16 protein-coding genes and 3 rRNA genes are annotated in these 23,577 nt (G+C 69.5%); 8 read left to right on the top strand and 11 right to left on the bottom strand.

Annotated features, from left to right (window positions below; translation table 11 throughout):
• Positions 1-83 precede the first annotated feature (83 nt).
• Positions 84-1,232 (top strand): winged helix-turn-helix domain-containing protein, encoded by a 1,149-nt coding sequence (locus ACR68M_RS22180; protein WP_441245851.1) that lies wholly within the window; start codon positions 84-86, stop codon positions 1,230-1,232.
• Positions 1,233-1,253: 21 nt separating this feature from the next.
• On the opposite strand, the gene ACR68M_RS22175 is transcribed toward ACR68M_RS22180, so the two are convergent.
• Together ACR68M_RS22175 and hpf are read right to left on the bottom strand one after the other, a co-directional pair.
• Positions 1,254-2,027, bottom strand: a complete 774-nt coding sequence (locus tag ACR68M_RS22175; protein ID WP_441245850.1) for a response regulator — start codon at positions 2,025-2,027, stop codon at positions 1,254-1,256.
• Between the two features lie 191 nt (positions 2,028-2,218).
• On the bottom strand, positions 2,219-2,911 hold the full coding sequence (gene hpf, locus ACR68M_RS22170; RefSeq protein ID WP_441245849.1) for a ribosome hibernation-promoting factor, HPF/YfiA family: 693 nt from the start codon (positions 2,909-2,911) through the stop codon (positions 2,219-2,221).
• A 392-nt stretch (positions 2,912-3,303) separates the two neighbouring features.
• Here hpf and ACR68M_RS22165 point away from each other — a divergent pair, with 392 nt between their 5' ends.
• Positions 3,304-4,056 carry a ComF family protein gene (locus tag ACR68M_RS22165; protein WP_441251681.1) on the top strand — a complete coding sequence of 251 codons (753 nt, stop codon included), beginning with the start codon at positions 3,304-3,306 and terminating at the stop codon, positions 4,054-4,056.
• Here the strand turns inward: ACR68M_RS22165 and ACR68M_RS22160 are convergent.
• The 3 genes from ACR68M_RS22160 to mtrA are packed head-to-tail and all read right to left on the bottom strand — an operon-like array spanning position 4,044 to position 8,758.
• The gene (locus tag ACR68M_RS22160) at positions 4,044-5,960 is read right to left on the bottom strand and encodes an LpqB family beta-propeller domain-containing protein (protein WP_441245848.1); all 1,917 of its coding nucleotides are present in this window, start codon (positions 5,958-5,960) and stop codon (positions 4,044-4,046) included. The two genes, ACR68M_RS22165 and ACR68M_RS22160, sit on opposite strands and share 13 nt — an antisense overlap.
• Positions 5,932-8,022 carry an MtrAB system histidine kinase MtrB gene (gene mtrB, locus ACR68M_RS22155; protein ID WP_441245847.1) on the bottom strand — a complete coding sequence of 697 codons (2,091 nt, stop codon included), beginning with the start codon at positions 8,020-8,022 and terminating at the stop codon, positions 5,932-5,934. Before mtrB ends, ACR68M_RS22160 begins: the two co-directional genes overlap by 29 nt.
• Before the next feature lie 58 nt (positions 8,023-8,080).
• On the bottom strand, positions 8,081-8,758 hold the full coding sequence (mtrA, locus tag ACR68M_RS22150; RefSeq protein WP_104816374.1) for an MtrAB system response regulator MtrA: 678 nt from the start codon (positions 8,756-8,758) through the stop codon (positions 8,081-8,083).
• Positions 8,759-8,974: 216 nt separating this feature from the next.
• Between mtrA and ACR68M_RS22145 the strand changes: the two genes are divergently transcribed.
• From ACR68M_RS22145 to ACR68M_RS22125, 5 genes are read left to right on the top strand one after another with little or no spacing between them, the layout of a single operon-like run.
• Positions 8,975-10,168 (top strand): hypothetical protein, encoded by a 1,194-nt coding sequence (locus tag ACR68M_RS22145; protein ID WP_441245846.1) that lies wholly within the window; start codon positions 8,975-8,977, stop codon positions 10,166-10,168.
• A gap of 4 nt (positions 10,169-10,172) precedes the next feature.
• Positions 10,173-10,829 (top strand): DUF4129 domain-containing protein, encoded by a 657-nt coding sequence (locus tag ACR68M_RS22140; RefSeq protein ID WP_441245845.1) that lies wholly within the window; start codon positions 10,173-10,175, stop codon positions 10,827-10,829.
• On the top strand, positions 10,826-12,004 hold the full coding sequence (locus tag ACR68M_RS22135; protein WP_441245844.1) for a DUF4350 domain-containing protein: 1,179 nt from the start codon (positions 10,826-10,828) through the stop codon (positions 12,002-12,004). Before ACR68M_RS22140 ends, ACR68M_RS22135 begins: the two co-directional genes overlap by 4 nt.
• The gene (locus tag ACR68M_RS22130; RefSeq protein ID WP_441245843.1) at positions 12,001-12,969 is read left to right on the top strand and encodes an AAA family ATPase; all 969 of its coding nucleotides are present in this window, start codon (positions 12,001-12,003) and stop codon (positions 12,967-12,969) included. The genes ACR68M_RS22135 and ACR68M_RS22130 overlap by 4 nt, the downstream gene beginning before the upstream one ends.
• 20 nt (positions 12,970-12,989) lie before the next feature.
• Positions 12,990-14,300, top strand: coding sequence for a DUF58 domain-containing protein (locus ACR68M_RS22125; RefSeq protein ID WP_441245842.1), 1,311 nt, complete (start codon positions 12,990-12,992; stop codon positions 14,298-14,300).
• A 106-nt stretch (positions 14,301-14,406) separates the two neighbouring features.
• On the opposite strand, the gene ACR68M_RS22120 is transcribed toward ACR68M_RS22125, so the two are convergent.
• The 5 genes from ACR68M_RS22120 to ACR68M_RS22100 form a co-directional block, all read right to left on the bottom strand.
• Positions 14,407-15,057: a transposase gene (locus tag ACR68M_RS22120; protein WP_441245841.1), complete on the bottom strand. Its 651-nt coding sequence runs from the start codon at positions 15,055-15,057 to the stop codon at positions 14,407-14,409.
• Positions 15,058-15,129: 72 nt separating this feature from the next.
• Positions 15,130-15,246, bottom strand: a 5S ribosomal RNA gene (rrf, locus tag ACR68M_RS22115).
• An 83-nt stretch (positions 15,247-15,329) separates the two neighbouring features.
• Positions 15,330-18,453 (bottom strand): 23S ribosomal RNA (locus ACR68M_RS22110).
• 289 nt (positions 18,454-18,742) lie between these two features.
• Positions 18,743-20,262: ribosomal RNA gene (locus ACR68M_RS22105) — 16S ribosomal RNA — on the bottom strand.
• The 16S, 23S and 5S rRNA genes sit together here, the layout of an rRNA operon.
• Before the next feature lie 568 nt (positions 20,263-20,830).
• Complete coding sequence (locus ACR68M_RS22100) at positions 20,831-21,835, bottom strand: stage II sporulation protein M (RefSeq protein WP_441245840.1); 1,005 nt, start codon at positions 21,833-21,835, stop codon at positions 20,831-20,833.
• Between the two features lie 135 nt (positions 21,836-21,970).
• On the opposite strand from ACR68M_RS22100, the gene ACR68M_RS22095 reads away from it, so the two are divergent.
• Positions 21,971-22,834 carry an RDD family protein gene (locus ACR68M_RS22095; RefSeq protein ID WP_441245839.1) on the top strand — a complete coding sequence of 288 codons (864 nt, stop codon included), beginning with the start codon at positions 21,971-21,973 and terminating at the stop codon, positions 22,832-22,834.
• Between the two features lie 3 nt (positions 22,835-22,837).
• On the opposite strand, the gene ACR68M_RS22090 is transcribed toward ACR68M_RS22095, so the two are convergent.
• Complete coding sequence (locus ACR68M_RS22090; RefSeq protein ID WP_441245838.1) at positions 22,838-23,473, bottom strand: hypothetical protein; 636 nt, start codon at positions 23,471-23,473, stop codon at positions 22,838-22,840.
• Positions 23,474-23,577: the final 104 nt, after the last annotated feature.

The following is a 23,577-nucleotide window of genomic DNA, read 5'->3' as shown; positions in this document are numbered from 1 at the left end:
CGTTCCCCGGCGCGGCTGTCCGTGGCCGCCCGTCCGCGACCGTCCGTGGCCGCCTGTCGGTGCCACCCCGTACGCTCCCCGGCATGACGCCGACGACCATCTCCGCCGACGAGGCCCGCCGGATCGGCCTGCGCGCCCAGGGCCTGCTGGGCGCGCCCGACCGCCGGGCCGGGGTGCCCGGGGTGCTCCGCCGACTGGGCGCCGTCCAGCTCGACACCATCTCGGTGCTGGCCCGCTCGCACGAGCTGATCCCGTACGCGCGTCTGGGCGCGGTGGGCCGCCCGGCGGTGGAGTCGGCGTACTGGGGCGCGGAGACGACCTTCGAGTACTGGTCGCACGCGGCCTGCATCCTGCCGATGTCCGAGTGGCCACTGTTCGCCTTCCGCCGTCGCTCGTACCGGGCCCGCGGCCACCTCTGGCACCACCAGGTCCCCGAGGAGACGTACCGGCAGGTGCTCGACCGGCTGCGCGCCGAGGGCCCGCTCACCTCCACCGAGCTGGGCGGGGCGAAGCGGACGAGCGAGTGGTGGGACTGGTCCGACACCAAGATCGCCGTCGAGAAGGCGCTCGCCTTCGGCGACGTGGTCTGCACCGAGCGGCGCAGCTGGAAGCGCGTCTACGAGCTCGCCGAGCAGGCCGTCCCGGCCGAGCTGTTCGGGGACGGCCTCTCCGACCAGGAGTGCGTACGGCAGTTGGTCGCCCAGTCGGGCGCCGCGCTCGGGGTGGCGACCAGGGCCGACCTGATGGACTACCACCGGCTCAAGGCCGAGCAGTTCGACGCCGCGCTGCCCGAATCGGGTCTCGTCCCGGTCGAGGTCGCGGGCTGGGGCGCCCCGGCCTGGGCCGACCCGGCGGCGCTGGCCACCGAGCCGCGCGGGCGGCACCGGACGACACTGCTCTCGCCCTTCGACTCCCTGGTCTGGGACCGGCCGCGCACCGAGCGGATCTTCGGCATGGCGCACCGGCTGGAGGCGTACACACCGAAGCACAAGCGGGTGCACGGCTACTTCGCGATGCCGCTGCTGGCAGGCGGCCGGCTGGTCGGCCGGGTCGACCCGGCCCGCGAGGGCCGCACCCTGGTGGCCCGTCAGATCTCTCTGGACGCACCGAAGTACGTCGAGCCGCTGGCCCAGGCGCTGCGCGAGGCGGCCTCCTGGGTCGGCTGCGACACCGTCCGGGTCGAGGCCCTCCAGGACGAGCGCCTGCGGCCCGCCCTGGAGAAGCTGCTGTAGGGCCCTCGAAGGGCCCGCGAGTCAGCCTATTTCGAGGATCTTCTCGCGCATCGCGTAGACCACGGCCTCCATCCGGGAGTGCAGTTGCAGCTTCTCCAGGATGTTGCGGACGTGGTTCTTCACCGTGTTCTCGCTGATGAAGAGCTCCTTGGCGATCTCCCGGTTGTTCATCCCGGTGGCGACCAGCTTGAGCACCTCCAGCTCACGGTCCGTCAGCCGGGGCGCGGGCACCAAGTCCCGGTCGTCGGCCCGGCGCTGGATCATCGACTTGAACTCGGTGAGCAGCTTGGAGGCCATCGAGGGGCTGATCTGCGACTGGCCGTCGGCGACCGCGCGGATCGCGGTGGCGACCTCGTCGGTGGAGATCTCCTTGAGCAGGTAGCCGGTGGCCCCGGCCTTGATCGCCTCGTAGAGGTCGGCTTCCTCGTCGCTTATCGTCAGCATGATGATCTTGGCGCTGGGCACCACGTCCTTGATCGCGGTGCAAGCCTCGATCCCGCTCCGGCGAGGCATCCGGACATCCATCAGGATGATGTCGGGCAGCAGGTCGGCGGCCTTGTGCACGGCCTCCGCACCGTCCCCCGCCTCGCCGATGACGCGGATGTCCTCCTCCTCGGCGAGCACGATCTCCAGCCCCCGCCGGAAGAGCGCGTGGTCGTCGACCACCAGGACCCGGATCGGCTCGGCACGGCGGGGCGGGTACTCGGGCGGCTGGTACTCGGGCGGCCGACAGCCCGAGGCCGGATCGCCCGGAACCGCCGATCCGCCTCGCAGACTCCGACTGTTCTCCCCCATCCGCTCCTCCCCCGTCGCCGGTCGCTGTCGGCCCATCATTCCATGGCCGAACCGCCCTGTGATCACCCTCCGCCGTCGGACCGCCCAGCTGGGTGACCCCGGAGGCTCCTGGCCTCCGGGGTCACGTACTCGGTCAGTCTCTTCGGTTCGTCACTGCCATGGCCTCACCACCACGGCCTCACCAGCGGGGATCAGTCCTCGTCCGTCCCGATCGCGCCCCCGGCGCCGCCCGCCTCGTCGGTGACCGATCCGTCGGTCGCGAGGTGAATGACACCGTAGTGGTAGCCGTGCCGGCGGTAGACCACGCTGGGCAGACCGCTGTCCTTCTCGACGAACACGTAGAAGTCGTGGCCGACGAGCTCCATCTCGTACAGAGCCTGGTCGAGCGCCATCGGCCCGGCGTGGTGTGTCTTCTCGCGGACGACGAGCGGGCCGTCGCCCTCCACCTCCAGGGAACCCATCATGGTCTTGCGGGCGGCTCCGTTGACCCCGGCGCCCGGCGGCTCCGCCTCGGGCAGGGCGGCGAGCGCCGCCGTCGCCTCAGCGACACTGATCGGGGTACGGCCTCCGGTGCCACCCTTGTGGACCCGACGCCGGTCGGCGGACTTGCGCAACTGCGCGTCGAGCTTCGCCGAAGCCAGGTCGAGGGCCGCGTACGGGTCCGCGGCGGCCGCCTCGGCCCGGATCACCGGGCCACGGGTACGAAGAGTGATCTCCACCCGCTCGGACCGGTCGGCCTGGCGCGGGTTGTGCTCCTTGGACACCTCGACGTCGAGGCTGATCACCTTGCCGTCGAACTTCTGGACCTTCTCCAGCTTCTCGGCCACGTGCTCGCGGAACCTCTTGGGCACCTCGGTCTTGCGGCCCTTGACGACGATGTCCACGCAGAACTCCGATCCCTCGTGCTGACGCCGACCCGGATCACCGGATCGGGCTGAGACCCAGCCGGACCAGCCCCTCTGCCGCCGAACCCTCGCTTCGCCGGGGGCGGCGAGTGCGACTGGCCCTCACCTCACTTCCTCCCCACCAGGAACGCGTGAAACCCCTTGTGGCCTTATGGAACACCCAGGACGGGGATTTCGCCTCCCCAGTCGAACAACGTAGCGGCCCAGGGCTTGCTGTCCAGCTGTTCCACACTGTTTACCCTCTTGCGAGTGAAATAGCGGTAAAGACCTGGACAACACCCCCCGTACGGCCCACCGTTTGATCACTCTCCGCGCATCCGAGCCCCGTCCGAGCCCCGGGAGGCGTCATCGGAACCGTCCTCGGCACCCCGCTGCTCGCCCTGCTCGACCTCGTCCTCCCCGCCCCCTGCGCAGGCTGCCGCACCGGGCGCACCCAGCTCTGCGCGCGCTGTGCCGCCGTGCTGCGCGCCGCCCGCGCGGGCCCCGCCGGGCCGCAACCGCCACCGCCCGGTCTGCCGCCGCTGCACGCCGCGACCGCGTACGCCGACCCCGTCCGTCAGCTGCTGCTCGCGCACAAGGAGCGCGGCACCGTCCGGCTCGCGGGGCCGCTCGGGCGGGCGCTGGCAACCGCCGTCCGCTCGGCGCTGGGGCCCGATCGCGGTGCCGGAGGTGTTGGAGGTGCCGGTGCCGCCACCGGGCCGGTGCTGCTGGTGCCGATGCCCTCCACCCGACGGGCCGTCCACGAGCGCGGGCACGACGCGACGCTGCGGCTGGCCCGCGCGGCGGCGCGCGAGCTCCGGCGCACCGGCTGCCCGGCCCGGGTGGCACCGGTGCTGCGTCACAACCGTGCGGTGGCCGACCAGTCCGGACTCTCGGCGGCCGAGCGCCGCCGCAATCTCGGGGGCGCCCTCACCGCGTGCACGGGCCGGCTGCCGCCCGGCCGGCTGGTCCTGGTGGACGACCTGGTGACCACCGGCAGCACGCTCGCCGAGGCCGCCCGTGCGCTCCGGGCGGGCGGGCGGCCGCCCTCGGCCGCCGCCACCGTCGCCGCGACCCGCCGCCGACGGCGGTCACAGCCGGCGCCGCACCAGCCGTCACAGCTGCCGTCGCATCAGCCCGGGTAGCTGAACGCCGTCCCGTGCAGCTGCGTGCCGACCTCACGCCACTGGCTCCCGACGAGCCGGTAGATCTGATGGGTCGACGAGACGGCCAGCACCGGCTGGGCCGAGTCGCCGGCCGGGAGGGTCTCGGAGGTGGAGACGGAGACCATCGAGTCGCCGACCTGCTGCGGGGTGTCGGAGCTCTGCGAGCCGTCCGTGCCGACGTAGTGCAGCTGCTGGAGCTTGTTGTCCTCCTTGCCCAGCACCAGGAGCTGGTCGGTGTCGGCCCAGGAGAAGGAGACGATGTCGCTCAGCTGCTGGGACACCCGCCGCAGGCCCGAGATCATCACCTGCGGGCGGCTCTCGGTGCCCGAGTGCACGACCAGGCCCACCATGAGCTGCGGGGTGGCGAGGCCGTTGTGGACGAGCACGGCGATCCGCGTCCCGTCCGAGGAGACCCGCACCTGCTGGGCCTGCTGGCCCTCCAGCCCGTCGACGGGGATGACGTCCTTGTCCCGGACCATCAGCACCCTGGACGCACCGGCGTCCCGGTCGACCACCCAGAGGTTCTGCCGCCCGTCCCAGCTCGGCGAGGCGAGGCCGGGGCTCTGGTCCGCCGTGACCGTCCCGGAAGGCGACACGGTAGCGGTGGAGCTGGTGCCGGTGCCGGTCCCGTGGGCCGTGGAGGTGACGACCGGCTCGCCGTACTTCTCCGCCGACCCCAGCCCGACGACGTACAGCGACCGGTGGTCGCCGCTGACGACGGCCACCCCGCCGCCGTCCCGCCGGACGGCGACGGCCGAGGGCCGGGGCTGCGCGGACGGGATCGGCATGCCGAGCGGGCCCTGCACCGGCTTGCCCTGGCTGTTCATCAGCTGACCGTTGTCCAGCAGGTAGTACTGCTCGGCCCCGGCGGGCCCGGCCAGGCTGCCGGGCGCGTCCGTCCCGGCCTGGCCGGCGTCCACCGAGCAGGAGCCCTTGGCCCCGCTCAGGTTGAGCCGGTCGAGCTGCCGCTTCGGCAGCTGGTCGGCCAGCGTGTAGAAGAACTGACCAGCCATCCGCGAACAGAGCGCCGGCTGGCCGGCGAAGTCGGCGACACTCACCTTCACGGTGGCCACCAGGTTGTCACTGACCGTCACCGGGCCGACGATCTGCACCCCGTGGACGGCCGACTCGACGGACCGCGCGAGCCAGTCCGACGGCCCGGCGGCCAGCGCCTTGGCGGCCGCCGTCAGCGGGTCTATTCGCCGCCGTACGTAGATCGGGTCCGGCACCAGCACCTGCGGGTCGCTCTTCACCGACGGGTCGGCCGAGGAGTAGAAGTACCGGTGCACCGCGCGGTAGCTGTTCTTGAAGCTGGTCAGGTCGGCGATCAGCCCGTCGGGCAGCTGGTCGATCCGCCACTCGCCCTTGTCCTTGCCCTCGGTCTCCTTGACCAGGGTGAAGGTCTGCCGGTAGGCCGGGGCGGCGGCCGAGTCCCGGGGCGGGATGGTGTCGCGGTAGGTGTGCCGGGCGTCCAGGCCCGCGACCTGGGTGCCCGTCACGGCGACCTGGGCGGTGCTGTCGTCGCCCTTGGCCTGCTCCCGGATGCGGGTCCGGAGCACCACGACCCCGGCGTCCGGGTTCCAGCGCTTGCGGGCGTCGGCGGTGAGGTACTTGAGCGCGGTGCCGTAGTCGGCCTCGTCCGCGTTGGAGGCGTCCAGGAAGCCCGACAGCACGTCGCCGGCGTCCGCACCGGGGTGCGGCTCGACGGCGAAGACCCGGACCTGGAGGTTCTCGGCGCCGCCCTGCGACGGGCTCAGCGCCTCCGGCGACCCGTCGGAGGGCATCGCCACGCAGCCCGTGGCGAGCAGCATGCCGGCCCCCGCCCAGGCGGCGAGCAGCAGACCGGTACGCCGCTCAGTCCTGCTGTCGCTCTGCCTCGTCACTGTGTGCCCCCTCCGTCTCGCTGTCCACCACTCGCTCGGGCTCCGCACGGGCGGCGGACGGCCGGGCCCCGGCGCGGTCCACCACGACCTGCGAGCCGGTCGCACCGTACCCCGCCGACGCCGCACGGACGTCCGAGGGGTCCGAGACGGGTGCCGTGGGCGGACGTCCGAGGCCGGGGCCGATGCTCAGCACACCGCCGAGACCGCTGCCGAAGCCGGTCTGCGGGGTGTCCGGCGTCTCCGGGCTGTCCACCGGCTGGGCCGGTCCGGGCTCGCCGGTGACGGTCAGCGCCGTCGCCCCGGCGGGGCGGGCGGTCCGCCGGTACGGGGTGCCGGGCGCGCCGAGGCCCCGGTTGTGCCGGGAGTCCTCGGGCTCCAGCCGGAACGGTGCCCGGCTGATCTCGCCGCCCCTCGTCCGGGGCAGGGTCAGGCGGAAGTGCGAGCCGCCGCCGGGCTCGCCCCAGGCCTGGAGCCAGCCGCCGTGCAGATGGGCGTCCTCGACGGCGATGGAGAGCCCGAGGCCGGTGCCGCCGGTGGTCCGGACCCGGGAGGGGTCGGCCCGCCAGAAGCGGTGGAAGACGCGGGAGGCCTCGCCGGGCTTCAGCCCGATGCCGTAGTCACGGACGCCGACGGCGACGGCGCCGTCGCGCGAGCCGAGCTGGATGACGAGGTCGCGGCCCTCGCCGTGCTCCAGCGCGTTGACCACCAGGTTGCGCAGGATGCGCTCGATCCGGCGGGGGTCGACCTCGGCGACGACGGGCTCGTCGCCGCCCCGGATGACGACGGCGCTGCCCTTGGCCTGCGCCAGCGGGTCGGCCGCCTCGATCACCCGGTGCACGATGTCGCGCAGGTCGACCGGCTCGGCGTCCAGGATCGCGGCACCGGCGTCGAAGCGGCTGATCTCCAGCAGGTCGGCGAGCAGCGACTCGAAGCGGTCCAGCTGGCCCTGCAGCAGCTCCGCCGAGCGGGCCGCCATCGGGTCCAGGTCCTCGCGGCTGTCGTAGATCAGGTCCGCCGCCATCCGGACGGTGGTCAGCGGGGTGCGCAGCTCGTGCGAGACGTCCGAGACGAAGCGCCGCTGCACCCGGGAGAGCTCCTCCAGCTGGCGGATCTGCGCCTGCAGGCCGTTGGCCATCCGGTTGAACGAGTCGCCCAACCGGGCGATGTCGTCGGTGCCGGTGACCTTCATCCGCTCTTCCAGGTGCCCGGCGGCGAGCCGCTCGGAGATCCCGGCGGCCATCCGGACCGGCGTCACGATCTGCCGCACCACCATCCAGGCGATGCCGCCGAGCAGGATCACCACGAACACCCCGGCGGTGGCCAGCGTGCCGGCGATGAGGCCGAGGGTGTCGGTCTCCTGGCCGAAGGAGAACACGTAGTAGAGCTGGTAGGTGCTCTGGTCGGGGCTGGTGAACTGCTTGCCGATGACGAGGCCGGGCTCACTGTGCGCTGGGTGGCCGTTCTCGGGCCCGCGCTGGATCTCGGTGGTCTGCTCGTGCAGCTTGGTGGGCTCGGCGGCGACCTGGGCGCGCAGCTCGGGCGAGATGCTGCTCGGCAGGATGACGCCCGAGGAGAGGGCACCGCGCAGCGCGGCGCTCTGCGAGCTCTCCTCCAGTCCGTCCTGCTGGACGAGGGCGATCACCGTGTAGATGCCGGCGCCGCCGCTGGAGAGGTCGGAGACCTGCTTGATCAGCCAGGTGCTGAGCTCCTCCCGGCTCTGGTCGGTGCCCACACCGGTCTTGGCCTGGAGGTTGCTCGCGTCGTCGATCTTCTGCTGCTCGATCTGGAAGCCGCCACGGGCCTGGCTCTGCGAGGACGTCTTCTTGGTGCCCAGCAGCCCGGCGCGGACCTGGGCGACGACGACCACGCCGAGCACCAGCACCACGGCCAGCGAGAGCAGCAGCGTCGCCGCGACCACCCGGACCTGGATCGAGCGCTGGTAGAGCGCGCGCACCCGGTGCAGCGGCCGCCGCAGCTGACGGGCCACCAGTGCGATCAGCGCGGCCGGGCCACGCCGGGGCGGGTGGCCCTGGGTGGTCGAGCTCAGCACGTCGCCGCGCACAGCGGCCTCCCCGTCGGCAGGTGTGCCCGACGGGGAGTCGTCAGTCCCGTACGTCACGTCAGCTGGGCCCGGCCTTGTAGCCGACGCCACGCACCGTCACCACGATCTCGGGCCGCTCGGGGTCCTTCTCGATCTTGGAGCGGAGACGCTGCACGTGCACGTTGACCAGCCGGGTGTCGGCCGCGTGCCGGTAGCCCCAGACCTGCTCCAGCAGCACCTCGCGGGTGAACACCTGCCAGGGCTTGCGGGCCAGCGCGACGAGCAGGTCGAACTCCAGCGGCGTCAGCGGGATGCCCCGGCCTTCGCGCTTGACGGAGTGGCCGGCCACGTCGATCACCAGATCGCCGATGGTCAGCTGCTCGGGCGTCGGCTCCTCGGCCCGGCGCAGCCGGGCGCGGACCCGCGCGACGAGCTCCTTCGGCTTGAACGGCTTGACGACGTAGTCGTCGGCACCGGACTCCAGGCCGACGACGATGTCGACGGTGTCGGTCTTCGCGGTGAGCATCACGATCGGCACCCCCGACTCCGACCGGATCTGCCGACAGACGTCGATGCCGTCCCTTCCCGGCAGCATCAGGTCGAGGAGGACCAGGTCGGGCTTGGTCTCCCGGAACGCGGCTAGTGCCTTGTCCCCATCGGCGACGAAAAACGGTTCAAAACCTTCTCCACGCAGCACGATGCCCAACATCTCGGCAAGTGCGGTGTCGTCATCAACGACGAGGACGCGTCCCTTCATGGCTCCATCCTCTCATTACGGGATTGTGACCTGGCGCACAGCCGTGCCATTTAGGCGCGAAGGCCTGTCCCGAGTCAGTCATACCGTCGCAAAGTACGCAGCCCAGGGGCCCAGCTGCCAGCGGCCCTCGGACCGCCCCGCCCACCATGGCACGATGGGCGGCACGCGGGGGCCGGGCCCCTGCCTCCTCCCCACAGCCGCACCCCAGGAGCAGTGATGACCGACACCCCGGGCTGGGCCCCGCCCAGCTCGCCCGAGCCACCCCGCGAGGACGCCGGGCCGTCGGCAGCACCCCCCACCAACACCCCCCAGGACGCCCCGCCGCCCTACCTCCCACTGCTCGGTGCCGAGGGCTACGGCATCCCTCAGCCGCACGGCTACGGCCCGCAGGGCTGGCAGCACCCCGGCTGGGGGCCGCCGCCGAGCCCCAAGCCCGGCGTCATCCCGCTGCGCCCGCTCGGCCTCGGCGAGATCCTCGACGGCGCCGTCTCCACCGTCCGCGCCCACTGGCGGACGGCGTTCGGCCTCTCGCTCGGCGTCGCGGTCGTCGAGCAGGCCATCTCCGCACTCGCCCAGCTCTGGCAGTACCAGCGGCCCGACGACGCCCTCCCGGCAGCCGTCGAGTACGCGGCGTACCCGCTCAACATCCTGATCGGCATCATCGCGACCGGCCTGCTCACCATCGTGGTCAGCAAGGCCGTGACCGGCCAACCGGTCACCCTCCGCGAGGCCTGGGCCGCCGCAAAGCCCCGGCTCGGCCGGCTCGCCGGACTGACGCTGCTGATCATGCTGATCGTCGGCGGCATCCTGCTGATCAGCGCCGTGCCGCTGATCGGGGCTCAGATCGGTGGGGCCACCGACCCCGCCGAGCTCCTCGCGCTCGTCCTGCCGATCCTGGCCGCCGTCCCCGTCGCGATCTGGGTCGCCGTCCAACTGGGCTTCGCCGCCCCCGCCCTGATGCTGGAGAAGCAGGGCATCCGCGCCTCGCTGGCCCGCTCCCGGCGGCTGGTCAAGGGCTCCTGGTGGCGGATCTTCGGCATCACCCTGCTCGGGCAGATCCTGCTGGGCGTCGTCAGCATGATCATCCTGATCCCGTTCACCGCCATCGGCTTCGCCCTGGCCATCGCCGGCGGCGACAGCTCGACGCCGTTCGGCACCACCGCCGCACCCGCGCTGATCCTGCTGCTCAGCGTCGGCGGCGTCATCGCCGCCACCCTCACCATCCCGGTGTCCGCCGGCATCAACGTGCTGCTCTACGTCGACCAGCGGATTCGCCGCGAGGCCCTCGACATCGAGCTCGCCCGCGCCGCCGGGATGCCCGAGCAGGGCGCCCAGCCCGGCCCGGCCGTCCCGGGCCCGGCCGTCCCGGGCCAGAGCGGACCGGGCCAGAGCGGACCGCAGGGAGCCTGACCGGATGCCGACCTTGGGGGGATGGGCGCCGCTCGCCGACGGCGCGCCGGTCACCGTCGACCGGGACGCGGCCCGCGACGCCGCCCGGCAGGAGCTGCTCAACCCGGCCTACCACCGGCACGACCCGAGCCTGCTGCAACGCGTCATGAACTGGCTCGGTGACCAGCTCGACCACGCCCTCTCCCAAGTCGGCTCCGCCGCCGGCCACAGCGGGGTGACCGCCCTGGTGCTCTTCCTGGTCGCCGCCGCCGCGATCGCCGCCGCACTCCGGTGGCGGCTCGGCGCACCCCGCCGGGCAGCCCACAGCGCCGCCCTCTTCACCACCACCGGCCCCCGCACCGCCGACCAGCACCGCGCCACCGCCGCCGCCCACGCGGCCGCCGGCGCCTGGGGCGAAGCCGTACGGGAGCAGATGCGCGCCCTCGTCCGAGCCCTGGAGGAGCGCACCCTGCTCGACCCGCGCCCCGGCCGCACCGCCGACGAAGCCGCCGCCGAAGCAGGCCGCGCCCTCCCCCGGCACGCCGAGGCACTCACCGCCGCCGCCCGCAGCTTCGACGCCATCGCGTACGGCGACCGCACCCCCGACCAGGCCGCCTACCAGGGCCTGGTCGAGCTCGACCAGGCCCTCCAGGCCGAAAAACCCCAGGTGAGCGCGGTATGACGACGACCTCCGTCTCCCCCGGCGGCCGCCGGATCTGGCAGCACACCCGCTGGTACCTGCTCGGCGCCGTCCTCGTCCTGCTCGCCGGGCTGCTCATCACCGGCCTCGGCACCGAGCGCGACTACCCGCCGCTCGACCCGCGCTCCACCGACCCCGACGGCACCCACGCCGTCGTCCACCTGCTGGCACAGCACGGCCTCGACACCCGCACCGCCACCACCGCCGACGAGCTCGCCGCCGCCCTCGCGGCCCCCGGCACCACCGTCGTCGTCCCCGAACCCGACCTGCTGCCCAGTACCCTGCTCGACCGCCTCTCCACCCTGCGCCGGGGCAGCGACAGCCGCCTCGTCCTGATCTCCGCCGAGATCACCGCCCTGCGCGCCCTCGCCCCCGGCGTCACCCTCACCAGCGACACCGACGGCCTCGCCTCCGCCGACGTCCCCGGCGGCTGCTCCCTCCCCGAGGCCGAGCGCGCGGGCGACGCCGAACTCGGCGGTCTGCTCTACCAGCCCGGCCCCGGCGACCTCGCCTGCTACCACCGCCCCGGCGGCGCCCCGCTCGTCCGGCACACCGACGCCGGCTCCCGCGAGCTCGTCCTGCTCGGCAGCGGCCGCCTGCTCAGCAACGAGCGGCTCGCCCACAGCGGCAACGCCGCCCTGGCGCTCGGCCTGCTCGGCTCCCGGCAGCACCTGGTCTGGTACCTCCCCGACTACAGCGCGCCCGCGCCGCTCGCCGCCCGCAGGACCATCGGCGACTACATCCCGCAGGGCTGGTACTGGGGCACCGCCCAACTCGCCGTCGCAGCCCTGCTCGCCGCCCTCTGGCGCGCCCGCCGCCTCGGGCCCGTCGTCACCGAGGAACTGCCCGCCGTCGTCCGCGCCTCCGAGACCACCGAGGGCCGCGCCCGCCTCTACCAGCGCGCCCACGCCCGGGGCCGCGCCGCCGACAGCCTGCGCCGCGCCCTCCGCCACCGCCTGGCCGACGCGCTCGGCCTCCCGCTCAGCGCCGGTGAACCCGACCCCACCGCCCTGTGCGCCGCCACCGCCGCACGCCTCGACCGCCCCGCCGCCGGGCTGCACACCCTGCTCTACGGCGACCCGCCCACTGACGACGCCGCCCTGCTGCGTCTCACCGACGACCTCGACGCCCTGGAAAGGCAGGTACGACAGCCGTGAAGGACGCTGCCAGCCCCGAGAACCCCCGCGAGGCCCTGAACGCCCTGCGCACCGAGATCGCCAAGGCCGTGGTCGGCCAGGACGCCGCCGTCACCGGCCTCGTCGTCGCGCTGCTCTGCGGCGGCCACGTCCTGCTCGAAGGCGTCCCCGGCGTGGCAAAGACCCTGCTGGTCCGCGCCCTCTCCACCGCCCTCAGCCTCGGCACCAAGCGCATCCAGTTCACCCCCGACCTGATGCCCGGCGACGTCACCGGCTCCCTCGTCTACGACGCCCGCACCGCCGAGTTCTCCTTCCAACCCGGCCCGGTCTTCACCAACCTGCTGCTCGCCGACGAGATCAACCGCACCCCGCCCAAGACCCAGGCCTCCCTGCTGGAGGCCATGGAGGAACACCAGGTCACCGTCGACGGCGAACCCCGCCCGCTCCCCGAGCCCTTCCTCGTCGCCGCCACCCAGAACCCCGTCGAGTACGAGGGCACCTACCCCCTCCCCGAGGCCCAGCTCGACCGCTTCCTGCTCAAGCTGGTCCTCCCGCTGCCCGACCGCGACCAGGAGTACCAGGTCCTCGCCAGGCACGCCGCCGGCTTCGACCCGCGCGACCTCGCCGCCGCCGGAGTCCGCCCCGTCGCAGGCGCCGCCGACATCGCGGCCGCCCGCGCCGAGATCGCCAAGCTCACCGTCGCCCCCGAGATCCTCGCCTACATCGTCGACCTCTGCCGGGCCACCCGTACCTCCCCCTCACTCGCCATCGGCGTCTCCCCACGCGGCGCCACCGCCCTGCTCGCCACCTCCCGCGCCTGGGCCTGGCTGGCCGGCCGCGACTACGTCACCCCCGACGACGTCAAGGCCCTCGCCCTGCCGACCCTGCGCCACCGCATCCAACTGCGCGCCGAGGCCGAGATGGAGGGCGTCACCACCGACTCCGTCGTCCAGGCCGTCCTCGCCCAGACCCCCGCCCCGCGCTGACCCGCCCGTTAGGAGCACCCATGGCCCTCACCGGCCGCACCGCCCTGCTCGCCGCGATCGGCGCACTCGTCGTGGGTCTCCTGCTGCCCTCCTGGGCCGGAATCGGCACCGTCAGCCTGATCCTCCTGCTCGGCGTCCTCACCGACCTCGCCCTCGCCGCCCCCGTCCGCAGCCTCCGGCTCGCCCGCAGCGGCGACACCGCCGTCCGCCTCGGTGAGCCCGCCGACGTCGAACTCACCCTCACCAACCCCTCCCGCCGCCCGCTCCGCGCCCAGGTACGCGACGCCTGGGCTCCCTCCGCCTGGGCGCCCGGCACCGCGTACGAGGCCTCCCGGCACACCCTCACCGTCCCCGCCGGCGAGCGCCGCCGCCTCACCACCCGGCTGGCCCCCACCCGCCGCGGCGACCACCACGCCCACCGGGTCACCATCCGCTCCACCGGCCCACTCGGCCTCGCCGCCCGCCAGGGCTCCCACCAGGTGCCCTGGACGCTGCGCGCCCTGCCGCCATTCCTCAGCCGCAAGCACCTCCCCTCCCGCCTCGCCCGCCTGCGCGAACTCGACGGCCGCACCTCCGTCCTCGCCCGAGGCCAGGGCACCGAGTTCGACTCCCTGCGCGAGTACCTCCCCGGCGACGACGTCCGCTCCATCGACTGGCGCGCCAGTGCCCGCCGCAACACCGTGGCCGTCCGCACCTGGCGCCCCGAACGCGACCGCCACATCCTGATCGTCCTCGACACCGGCCGCACCTCCGCCGGCCGAGTCGGCGACACCCCCCGCCTCGACACGGCCCTCGACGCCGCCCTGCTACTCACCGCCCTCGCCACCAAGGCGGGCGACCGCGTCGACCTGCTCGCCCACGACCTCCGCGCCCGCGGCAGCATCCTCGGGCGCTCCCCCAGCGAGATCCTCCCCGCCTTCACCAACGCCATGGCCACCCTCCAGCCCGCCCTGCTGGAGACCGACATGCGCGCCCTCACCTCGGCCGTCCTGCGCACCGCCCCGCACCGCTCCCTGATCGTGCTGCTCACCGGCCTCGACGCCCGCCCGGTCGAGGAGGGCCTGCTCCCCCGCCTCCCCCTCCTCACCAAGCGCCACGAAGTCGTCATCGCCGCCGTGGCCGACCCCCGCCTCGAGGAGCTCGCCACCGCCCGGGGCACCGTCGCCGACATCTACGGCGCCGCCGCAGCCGAACAGACCCGGGCCGACCGCCGCCGCACCGCCGAACTCCTCACCCGCCACGGCGTGACCGTCCTCGACGCCCCACCCGCCGCCCTCCCCCCGGCCCTGGCCGACACCTACCTGGCCCTGAAGGCCGCCGGTCGGCTCTGAACCACCTCTGAACCACCTCTGAACCACCTCCGAGCCGCCCCGGAAACGCAAAAGGCCCCGCCATCAGGCGGGGCCTTTGTGCTGCTTGCGGTCTACTGCCGGCCGGCTACCGACCCGGCTTGATCCACACGTGCGCCGACGAGAGCGTCCCGTCCTCGGCCTCCTCCGGCACACCGCTGGTGGCCTCCCACGTCTTGATCCCCGCCGTCAGCGCGACCGCCGACGACTTGTCGCCGTGGAAGCCCTCACGCGCCGCCTGGTAGGCGAACCAGTGCTCGACATGGGCGAGCCAGGCCGCCTCGTCCGGCGCGAAGTGCATGGTGAACCGCGGGTGCGCGGTCAGCCAGTTCTTCACCGTCGGCGACTTGTGGGTGAAGTAGTTGTCGCAGATCAGGTGCACCTCGCCCACCTCGGGCAGCGCCTTCTCCAGCTCGGTGAGGAACCGGCGGAACTCCACCCCACGCCGCCGCCGGTGCAGCGTCCCCTGCACCTTCCCGGTCGTCCCGCCGAGCGTCGTCAGCAACGCCCCGACGGACGACGGCAGCGGCTCGTCCCGGAGGCCCGTCAGAGCATCCCGGAGCTTCGGCCGCAGCAGAGTCTCACCATCGACATGCAGCGCGAGCACCCGCTCCGGCGGCGCCAGGTAAATCCCGGCAACCTCGTGCGAGGTCTCCATCGTGAACGGATCAGTGCTGAGGCTGAACGGCTCGATATGCGGCTGGTCTTCTGTGCTGGCCTTCGGCCGTGGTCTTGCCATGTACGAATCGTATCCTCTCCGGATATGCGAAAGGCCCCCATCCGTTCCCGGATGGGGGCCTTCCTAAAGATTGTTCGGCGGCGTCCTACTCTCCCACAGGGTCCCCCCTGCAGTACCATCGGCGCTTTGAGGCTTAGCTTCCGGGTTCGGAATGTAACCGGGCGTTTCCCTCACGCTATGACCACCGAAACACTATGAAACCAGATGACCGCACCACCCCTGGCCAGGGATGGGGTCGTTGTTTCAGAACAACACAGTGGACGCGAGCAACTGAGGACAAGCCCTCGGCCTATTAGTACCGGTCAGCTCCACCCCTTACAGGGCTTCCACATCCGGCCTATCAACCCAGTCGTCTACTGGGAGCCTTACCCTCTCAAGGAGGTGGGAACATTCATCTCGAAGCAGGCTTCCCGCTTAGATGCTTTCAGCGGTTATCCCTCCCGAACGTAGCCAACCAGCCATGCCCTTGGCAGGACAACTGGCACACCAGAGGTTCGTCCGTCCCGGTCCTCTCGTACTAGGGACAGCCCTTCTCAATATTCCTACGCGCACAGCGGATAGGGACCGAACTGTCTCACGACGTTCTAAACCCAGCTCGCGTACCGCTTTAATGGGCGAACAGCCCAACCCTTGGGACCTACTCCAGCCCCAGGATGCGACGAGCCGACATCGAGGTGCCAAACCATCCCGTCGATATGGACTCTTGGGGAAGATCAGCCTGTTATCCCCGGGGTACCTTTTATCCGTTGAGCGACGGCGCTTCCACAAGCCACCGCCGGATCACTAGTCCCTGCTTTCGCACCTGCTCGACCCGTCGGTCTCACAGTCAAGCTCCCTTGTGCACTTACACTCAACACCTGATTGCCAACCAGGCTGAGGGAACCTTTGGGCGCCTCCGTTACTCTTTAGGAGGCAACCGCCCCAGTTAAACTACCCACCAGACACTGTCCCTGATCCGGATCACGGACCCAGGTTAGACATCCAGCACGACCAGAGTGGTATTTCAACGACGACTCCACAACAACTGGCGTTGCTGCTTCAAAGTCTCCCACCTATCCTACACAAGCCGAACCGAACACCAATATCAAGCTATAGTAAAGGTCCCGGGGTCTTTCCGTCCTGCTGCGCGAAACGAGCATCTTTACTCGTAATGCAATTTCACCGGGCCTATGGTTGAGACAGTCGAGAAGTCGTTACGCCATTCGTGCAGGTCGGAACTTACCCGACAAGGAATTTCGCTACCTTAGGATGGTTATAGTTACCACCGCCGTTTACTGGCGCTTAAGTTCTCAGCTTCGCCACACCGAAATGTGACTAACCGGTCCCCTTAACGTTCCAGCACCGGGCAGGCGTCAGTCCGTATACATCGCCTTACGGCTTCGCACGGACCTGTGTTTTTAGTAAACAGTCGCTTCTCGCTGGTCTCTGCGGCCGGCCCCAGCTCACCGAGTAAATCGGATCACCAGTTCCGGCCCCCCTTCTCCCGAAGTTACGGGGGCATTTTGCCGAGTTCCTTAACCATAGTTCACCCGAACGCCTCGGTATTCTCTACCTGACCACCTGAGTCGGTTTGGGGTACGGGCCGCCATGAAACTCGCTAGAGGCTTTTCTCGACAGCATAGGATCATCCACTTCACCACAATCGGCTCGGCATCAGGTCTCAGCCTTAATGAGTGACGGATTTGCCTATCACTCGGCCTACACCCTTACCCCGGGACAACCACCGCCCGGGTTGGACTACCTTCCTGCGTCACCCCATCGCTCACCTACTACCCTGTTGGGTCAGCGGCTCCACCACGTCCCATTGTCCGAAGACTCCGGGCCGGCTTCACGGCTTTAGCATTCAGAGGTTCGACGTTGGCGCTTCAAAGCGGGTACGGGAATATCAACCCGTTGTCCATCGACTACGCCTGTCGGCCTCGCCTTAGGTCCCGACTTACCCTGGGCAGATCAGCTTGACCCAGGAACCCTTGGTCAATCGGCGCAAGAGTTTCCCACTCTTGTATCGCTACTCATGCCTGCATTCTCACTCGTGAACCGTCCACAACTGGATTCCTCCGCTGCTTCACCCGGCACACGACGCTCCCCTACCCATCACAGCAGGCGTTGGCCCTATATGCTGCAATGACACGACTTCGGTGGTGTGCTTGAGCCCCGCTACATTGTCGGCGCGGAATCACTTGACCAGTGAGCTATTACGCACTCTTTCAAGGATGGCTGCTTCTAAGCCAACCTCCTGGTTGTCTCTGCGACTCCACATCCTTTCCCACTTAGCACACGCTTAGGGACCTTAGTCGGTGTTCTGGGCTGTTTCCCTCTCGACCATGGAGCTTATCCCCCACAGTCTCACTGCCACGCTCTCACTTACCGGCATTCGGAGTTTGGCTAAGGTCAGTAACCCGTTGAGGCCCATCGCCTATCCAGTGCTCTACCTCCGGCAAGAAACACGTGACGCTGCACCTAAATGCATTTCGGGGAGAACCAGCTATCACGGAGTTTGATTGGCCTTTCACCCCTAACCACAGGTCATCCCCCAGGTTTTCAACCCTGGTGGGTTCGGTCCTCCACACGGTCTTACCCGCGCTTCAACCTGCCCATGGCTAGATCACTCCGCTTCGGGTCTTGGGCGTGCAACTCACTCGCCCTATTCGGACTCGCTTTCGCTACGGCTACCCCACACGGGTTAACCTCGCTACACACCGCAAACTCGCAGGCTCATTCTTCAAAAGGCACGCAGTCACGAGACAGATGGGCAAGCCCACTGTCCGACGCTCCCACGGCTTGTAGGCACACGGTTTCAGGTACTATTTCACTCCGCTCCCGCGGTACTTTTCACCATTCCCTCACGGTACTATCCGCTATCGGTCACTAGGGAATATTTAGGCTTAGCGGGTGGTCCCGCCAGATTCACACGGGATTTCTCGGGCCCCGTGCTACTTGGGAGAAGCTCAAGCAAGCCGTACAGATTTCGTCTACGGGGGTCTTACCCTCTACGCCGGACCTTTCGCATGTCCTTCGACTACCCATACGGTTTCTGACTCGCCGACCGGCCGGCAGACCGATCAAGAACTTTCCCACGACCCCGCACTGGCAACCCCTGCCGGGTATCACACCAGAACGGTTTAGCCTCATCCGGTTTCGCTCGCCACTACTCCCGGAATCACGGTTGTTTTCTCTTCCTGAGGGTACTGAGATGTTTCACTTCCCCTCGTTCCCTCCACACACCCTATGTGTTCAGGTGCGGGTGACAGCCCATGACGACTGCCGGGTTCCCCCATTCGGAAACCCCCGGATCAAAGCCTGGTTGACGGCTCCCCGGGGACTATCGCGGCCTCCCACGTCCTTCATCGGTTCCTAGTGCCAAGGCATCCACCGTGCGCCCTTAAAAACTTGGCCACAGATGCTCGCGTCCACTGTGCAGTTCTCAAACAACGACCAGTCACCCACCCTCAAACCCCCGCAAGCGGGAATCCTCAAGTAGGACCGGCATCTCTGAAGCAACAACCACTTTCATGGCCGTTCCCTCAGGACCCAACAACGTGCCCGACACACCCGACCGATAACCCGCCTTCCACGCCCCGAAGGACAGTACTAACGGAACCAACCGTGTGTGCCGAATAGTCAACGTTCCACCCATGAGCAACCGTGCGAGACATTCGCTCGCATCCGGCTATGTGCTCCTTAGAAAGGAGGTGATCCAGCCGCACCTTCCGGTACGGCTACCTTGTTACGACTTCGTCCCAATCGCTGGTCCCACCTTCGACGGCTCCCTCCCAAGGGTTAGGCCACCGGCTTCGGGTGTTACCGACTTTCGTGACGTGACGGGCGGTGTGTACAAGGCCCGGGAACGTATTCACCGCAGCATGCTGATCTGCGATTACTAGCAACTCCAACTTCATGGGGTCGAGTTGCAGACCCCAATCCGAACTGAGGCCGGCTTTTTGGGATTCGCTCCGCCTCGCGGCATCGCAGCCCTTTGTACCGACCATTGTAGCACGTGTGCAGCCCAAGACATAAGGGGCATGATGATTTGACGTCGTCCCCACCTTCCTCCGAGTTGACCCCGGCAGTCTCCTGTGAGTCCCCATCACCCCGAAAGGCATGCTGGCAACACAGAACAAGGGTTGCGCTCGTTGCGGGACTTAACCCAACATCTCACGACACGAGCTGACGACAACCATGCACCACCTGTATACCGACCACAAGGGGGCGACCATCTCTGGCCGTTTCCGGTATATGTCAAGCCTTGGTAAGGTTCTTCGCGTTGCGTCGAATTAAGCCACATGCTCCGCTGCTTGTGCGGGCCCCCGTCAATTCCTTTGAGTTTTAGCCTTGCGGCCGTACTCCCCAGGCGGGGAACTTAATGCGTTAGCTGCGGCACCGACGACGTGGAATGTCGCCAACACCTAGTTCCCACCGTTTACGGCGTGGACTACCAGGGTATCTAATCCTGTTCGCTCCCCACGCTTTCGCTCCTCAGCGTCAGTAATGGCCCAGAGATCCGCCTTCGCCACCGGTGTTCCTCCTGATATCTGCGCATTTCACCGCTACACCAGGAATTCCGATCTCCCCTACCACACTCTAGCCTGCCCGTATCGAATGCAGACCCGAGGTTAAGCCTCGGGCTTTCACATCCGACGTGACAAGCCGCCTACGAGCTCTTTACGCCCAATAATTCCGGACAACGCTCGCACCCTACGTATTACCGCGGCTGCTGGCACGTAGTTAGCCGGTGCTTCTTCTGCAGGTACCGTCACTTGCGCTTCTTCCCTGCTGAAAGAGGTTTACGACCCGAAGGCCTTCATCCCTCACGCGGCGTCGCTGCATCAGGCTTTCGCCCATTGTGCAATATTCCCCACTGCTGCCTCCCGTAGGAGTCTGGGCCGTGTCTCAGTCCCAGTGTGGCCGGTCGCCCTCTCAGGCCGGCTACCCGTCGTCGCCTTGGTAGGCCATTACCCCACCAACAAGCTGATAGGCCGCGGGATCATCCTGCACCGCCGGAGCTTTCCACCAACCCCCATGCGGAGGAAGGTCATATCCGGTATTAGACCTCGTTTCCAAGGCTTGTCCCAGAGTGCAGGGCAGATTTCCCACGTGTTACTCACCCGTTCGCCACTAATCCACCCGAAGGCTTCATCGTTCGACTTGCATGTGTTAAGCACGCCGCCAGCGTTCGTCCTGAGCCAGGATCAAACTCTCCGTGAATGTTTTCCGGATATCCGGTAGCACTCGCGTTGAGCGGCACGACAACCACCGGAATAGGTGGCCCCGTGCACTGCGTCCTCGCTGTGTTTTGTTACTAAAGGAATCTCCAACCCGGAACGCCGAAACGATCCAGGCCGGGGATGTCAACATATCTGGCGTTGACTTTTGGCACGCTGTTGAGTTCTCAAGGAACGGACGCTTCCTTCAAGCCGCTCTCGCAAGCTCTCCGGGCTTCGTTCTTTCGTGTTTCAAGCTTATCAGATGTTTTCCGCTCCGTTTTCCGGAGTTTCGGTTTATCTGAATTCCCCGAGGGGATTTCCTTGACTTCGCTACGAAGCTTATCAAACGCTTCGCTGTGCTCTGTCCCAGGAGGTTTAGCCCGATCAGGCTGGCGTCAGAAGACGCCTGCTGCCTCGACTTGGCTGTGTCGTAGACATTAACGCCTGGTGGCGACTGTGTCCAGTCGTTCCCAACCGTTCAAACCTACTAGCTCGTCCGGACCACGTCAATGGTCTTTCCGCGCTGATGAGAAGAATAGCAGGTCAGAGGCTTGATCCACGCACGCGGCTCAGGCTGCGACCGGCGCCAGCTCGGCTCGGTCCGACTCCGCTACGTCACCGGAGGCGCCCGTTGCGGCTGCGCGGCGGCCCAGGACGAGGGCGTAGAGGAGGAAGAGGAGTTCTGCCACGACGCCGATGGATATCCGGGCCCAGGTGGGGAGGCCGGAGGGGGTGACGAATGCTTCGAGGATGCCGCTCACGAAGAGGACTGTCGCCAGGCCGATGGCCATGCCGATGGTGGCACGGCCTTCTTCCGCAATGGCCGTGCGGCGGAGGCGGGGGCCGGGGGCGACGACCGTCCAGCCGAGGCGCAGGCCCAGGCCGGCGGCGACGAAGACGGCGGTCAGTTCGAGGAGGCCGTGCGGGAGGAGGAGGCCGAGGAAGAGATCCAGGCGGCCGGCGGCGGCCATCAGGCCGATGCCGACACCGAGGTTGAGGACGTTGGTGAGCAGCACCCAGAGGACGGGGAGGCCCAGGAAGACGCCGAAGACCAGGCATTCGGCGGCGACCCAGGCGTTGTTGGTCCACACCTGGGCTGCGAAGGAGCTGGCGGGGCGGTCGGTGTAGTAGGTCTCGTACTGGCCGCCGGGCCTGGTGAGCTCGCGGAGCTGGTCGGGGGTGGCGAGGGTGGTGCGGGCCTCGGGGTGGGCCACCAGCCACCAGGCGATCAGGGCGGAGCCGAGGATGGAGAGGACGGCGATCGGGATCCACCAGCGGCGGGAGCGGTAGAGCGCGGCGGGAAAGCTGACGGCGTAGTAGCGGCCGACGTCCCGCCAGGAGGCCTGCCGACTGCCGGTGACCGCGCTGCGGGCTCGGGCGACCAGGGTGGTGAGGCGGCCTTCGAGGGTGGGGTCGGGGGCTGCGGCCTGGACCTGGGCGAGATGGCTGGTGGCGCGTTGGTAGAGGGTGACGAGTTCGTCGGCCTCCTCGCCGTCGAGGCGGCGGCGACTGCTCAGGACCTCCAGGCGGTGCCACTCCGTCTGGTGGGTGGCGACGAAGACGTCGAGGTCCATGCGGCTCACTCCGGGAGGCGGGTCGGTGACAGCAGGGGCGGGGCGGGGCCAGCTTGCCAGAGACACCGGGCTACCGGGTGGGGGCGGGTCACCGTACTGTGTGGCGCTGGACGGCGGGAGATGGGGGCGGGTGTTGTGAGCGAGCTGGTCACGGGTGAGGCGGTGGCCCTCGGGCTGCGGGCGGCGAAGCTGCCGAGCCGGGCGTTGGCGATCTGCCTGGACCTGGCCGTGGAGTGGATCGGGCTGGTCGGCTCGCTGCTCATCCTGGCGTTCACCACTCCGAGTCTGGACGTCGCCGGGTCGGCGGCGGCTTCGCTCGGGCTGACGGTGTTCTTCCTGGTCGGGGTGCCGGTGCTGGTGGAGACGCTCAGCCAGGGGCGGTCACTGGGCAAGGTGGCGTTCGGGCTGCGGGTGGTGCGCAGCGACGGCGGGCCGGTGCGGTTCCGGCACTCCTTGGTGCGCGGGCTGGTGGGCTTCATCGAGTTGATCATGCTGGTGGGGGTGCCCGCCGTGCTCACCTCGCTGGTGTCGGTGCAGGGGCGGCGGCTCGGTGACGTGTTCGCGGGGACGCTGGTCGTCCGCGAGCGGGTGCCCGGGGCCGGACGTGGGCGGGCGCCGCTGCCGCCGCTGCCGCCGGAGTTGGCGCGGGCGGTGAGCTGGGAGCTCGTCGGCTGCGACCTGTCGGCGGTGCCGGACGGGCTGTGGCTCGCCGTCCGGCAGTACCTCGGGCGGATCGGGCAGCTCGACCCGGCGGTCTCGCTGGGCATGGCGCACCGGTTGGTCGCCGAGCTGACGACGTGCACCGGGCGCGCAGCGCCGTACGGGGTGCACCCGGCGGCGTACCTGGGGGCCGTGCTGGCGGAGCGGCAGCGGCGGGAGTGGGCACGGGAGGGCGAGGCCGCCCCGGTGCAGCACGCGACACAGGTGCCGCAGGTACAGCCCGTGCCGACCACGTCGACCACGTCGACCACGGGCGGCGGTTTCGCGCCGCCTGCGTGAGGGTCAGGCGTAGTACTCGGTGGGCCAGGGGTTGGGCGGGCTTTCGAGCTCCTCCAGCTGGATGCCCGGGGCCGCGAGCAGGACGTCCCCGGCGAGATGGACGATCTGCTGCTCGCCGGTGGCCAGGTCGGCGACCTGGTACTGCTCGACCAGCAGTGGGCCGCTGTCCGTCTCGTGGGTCTCGACCGACTCCAGCAGCCAGCCCTGGTCGAAGGTCCGCGGGGCGAGGACGGGGTCGGTGAACGCGACCAGCCGGACCTTCGTGCTCGCGCCGGGGGCGAGCCGGAGCAGCCGGGCGGTGGCGATCAGGAAGGCCGGGGAGCTGCCGGTGAAGCCGTGCGCCCGGTCGTGCCCCTCGGTGGCGTGCTCGCCGGACGGGTCGGCGGCGTCCGTGCGGACCCAGGCCACGCCGTCGACCGCTCCCCCGCGGACCTGCCAGCCGCCTGCCTTGAGTTCGAGGCGCAGCGGGCGGGCACGGGAGTCGAGGGTGAGGTCGGTGGTGCCGAGCACGCGACCGTCCGGGGCGTACGTCTTGGAGACGTACCGCCAGCCGGCCGGGCCGGGGGCGCAGCTGAAGCGCTCCTCCCCGAGGGGGAGGTGGTCGTGTGTGTCGTGCAGCGAGTAGCGGCCGTTGGGCATGGGCGAAGCCTACGGGCAGCAGGTGATGCAACCTTCCGGGTGGCTGCCTGCATCAGGGATGCGGGACGGCGCGCAGGTGCGCCGCCCAGCGGAAGGGGGACGGA

Origin of the sequence: Kitasatospora sp. McL0602 (assembly GCF_052076145.1) — a bacterium.
Taxonomy (GTDB): domain Bacteria; phylum Actinomycetota; class Actinomycetes; order Streptomycetales; family Streptomycetaceae; genus Kitasatospora.
This window is presented reverse-complemented; position numbering and strand designations above follow the sequence as displayed.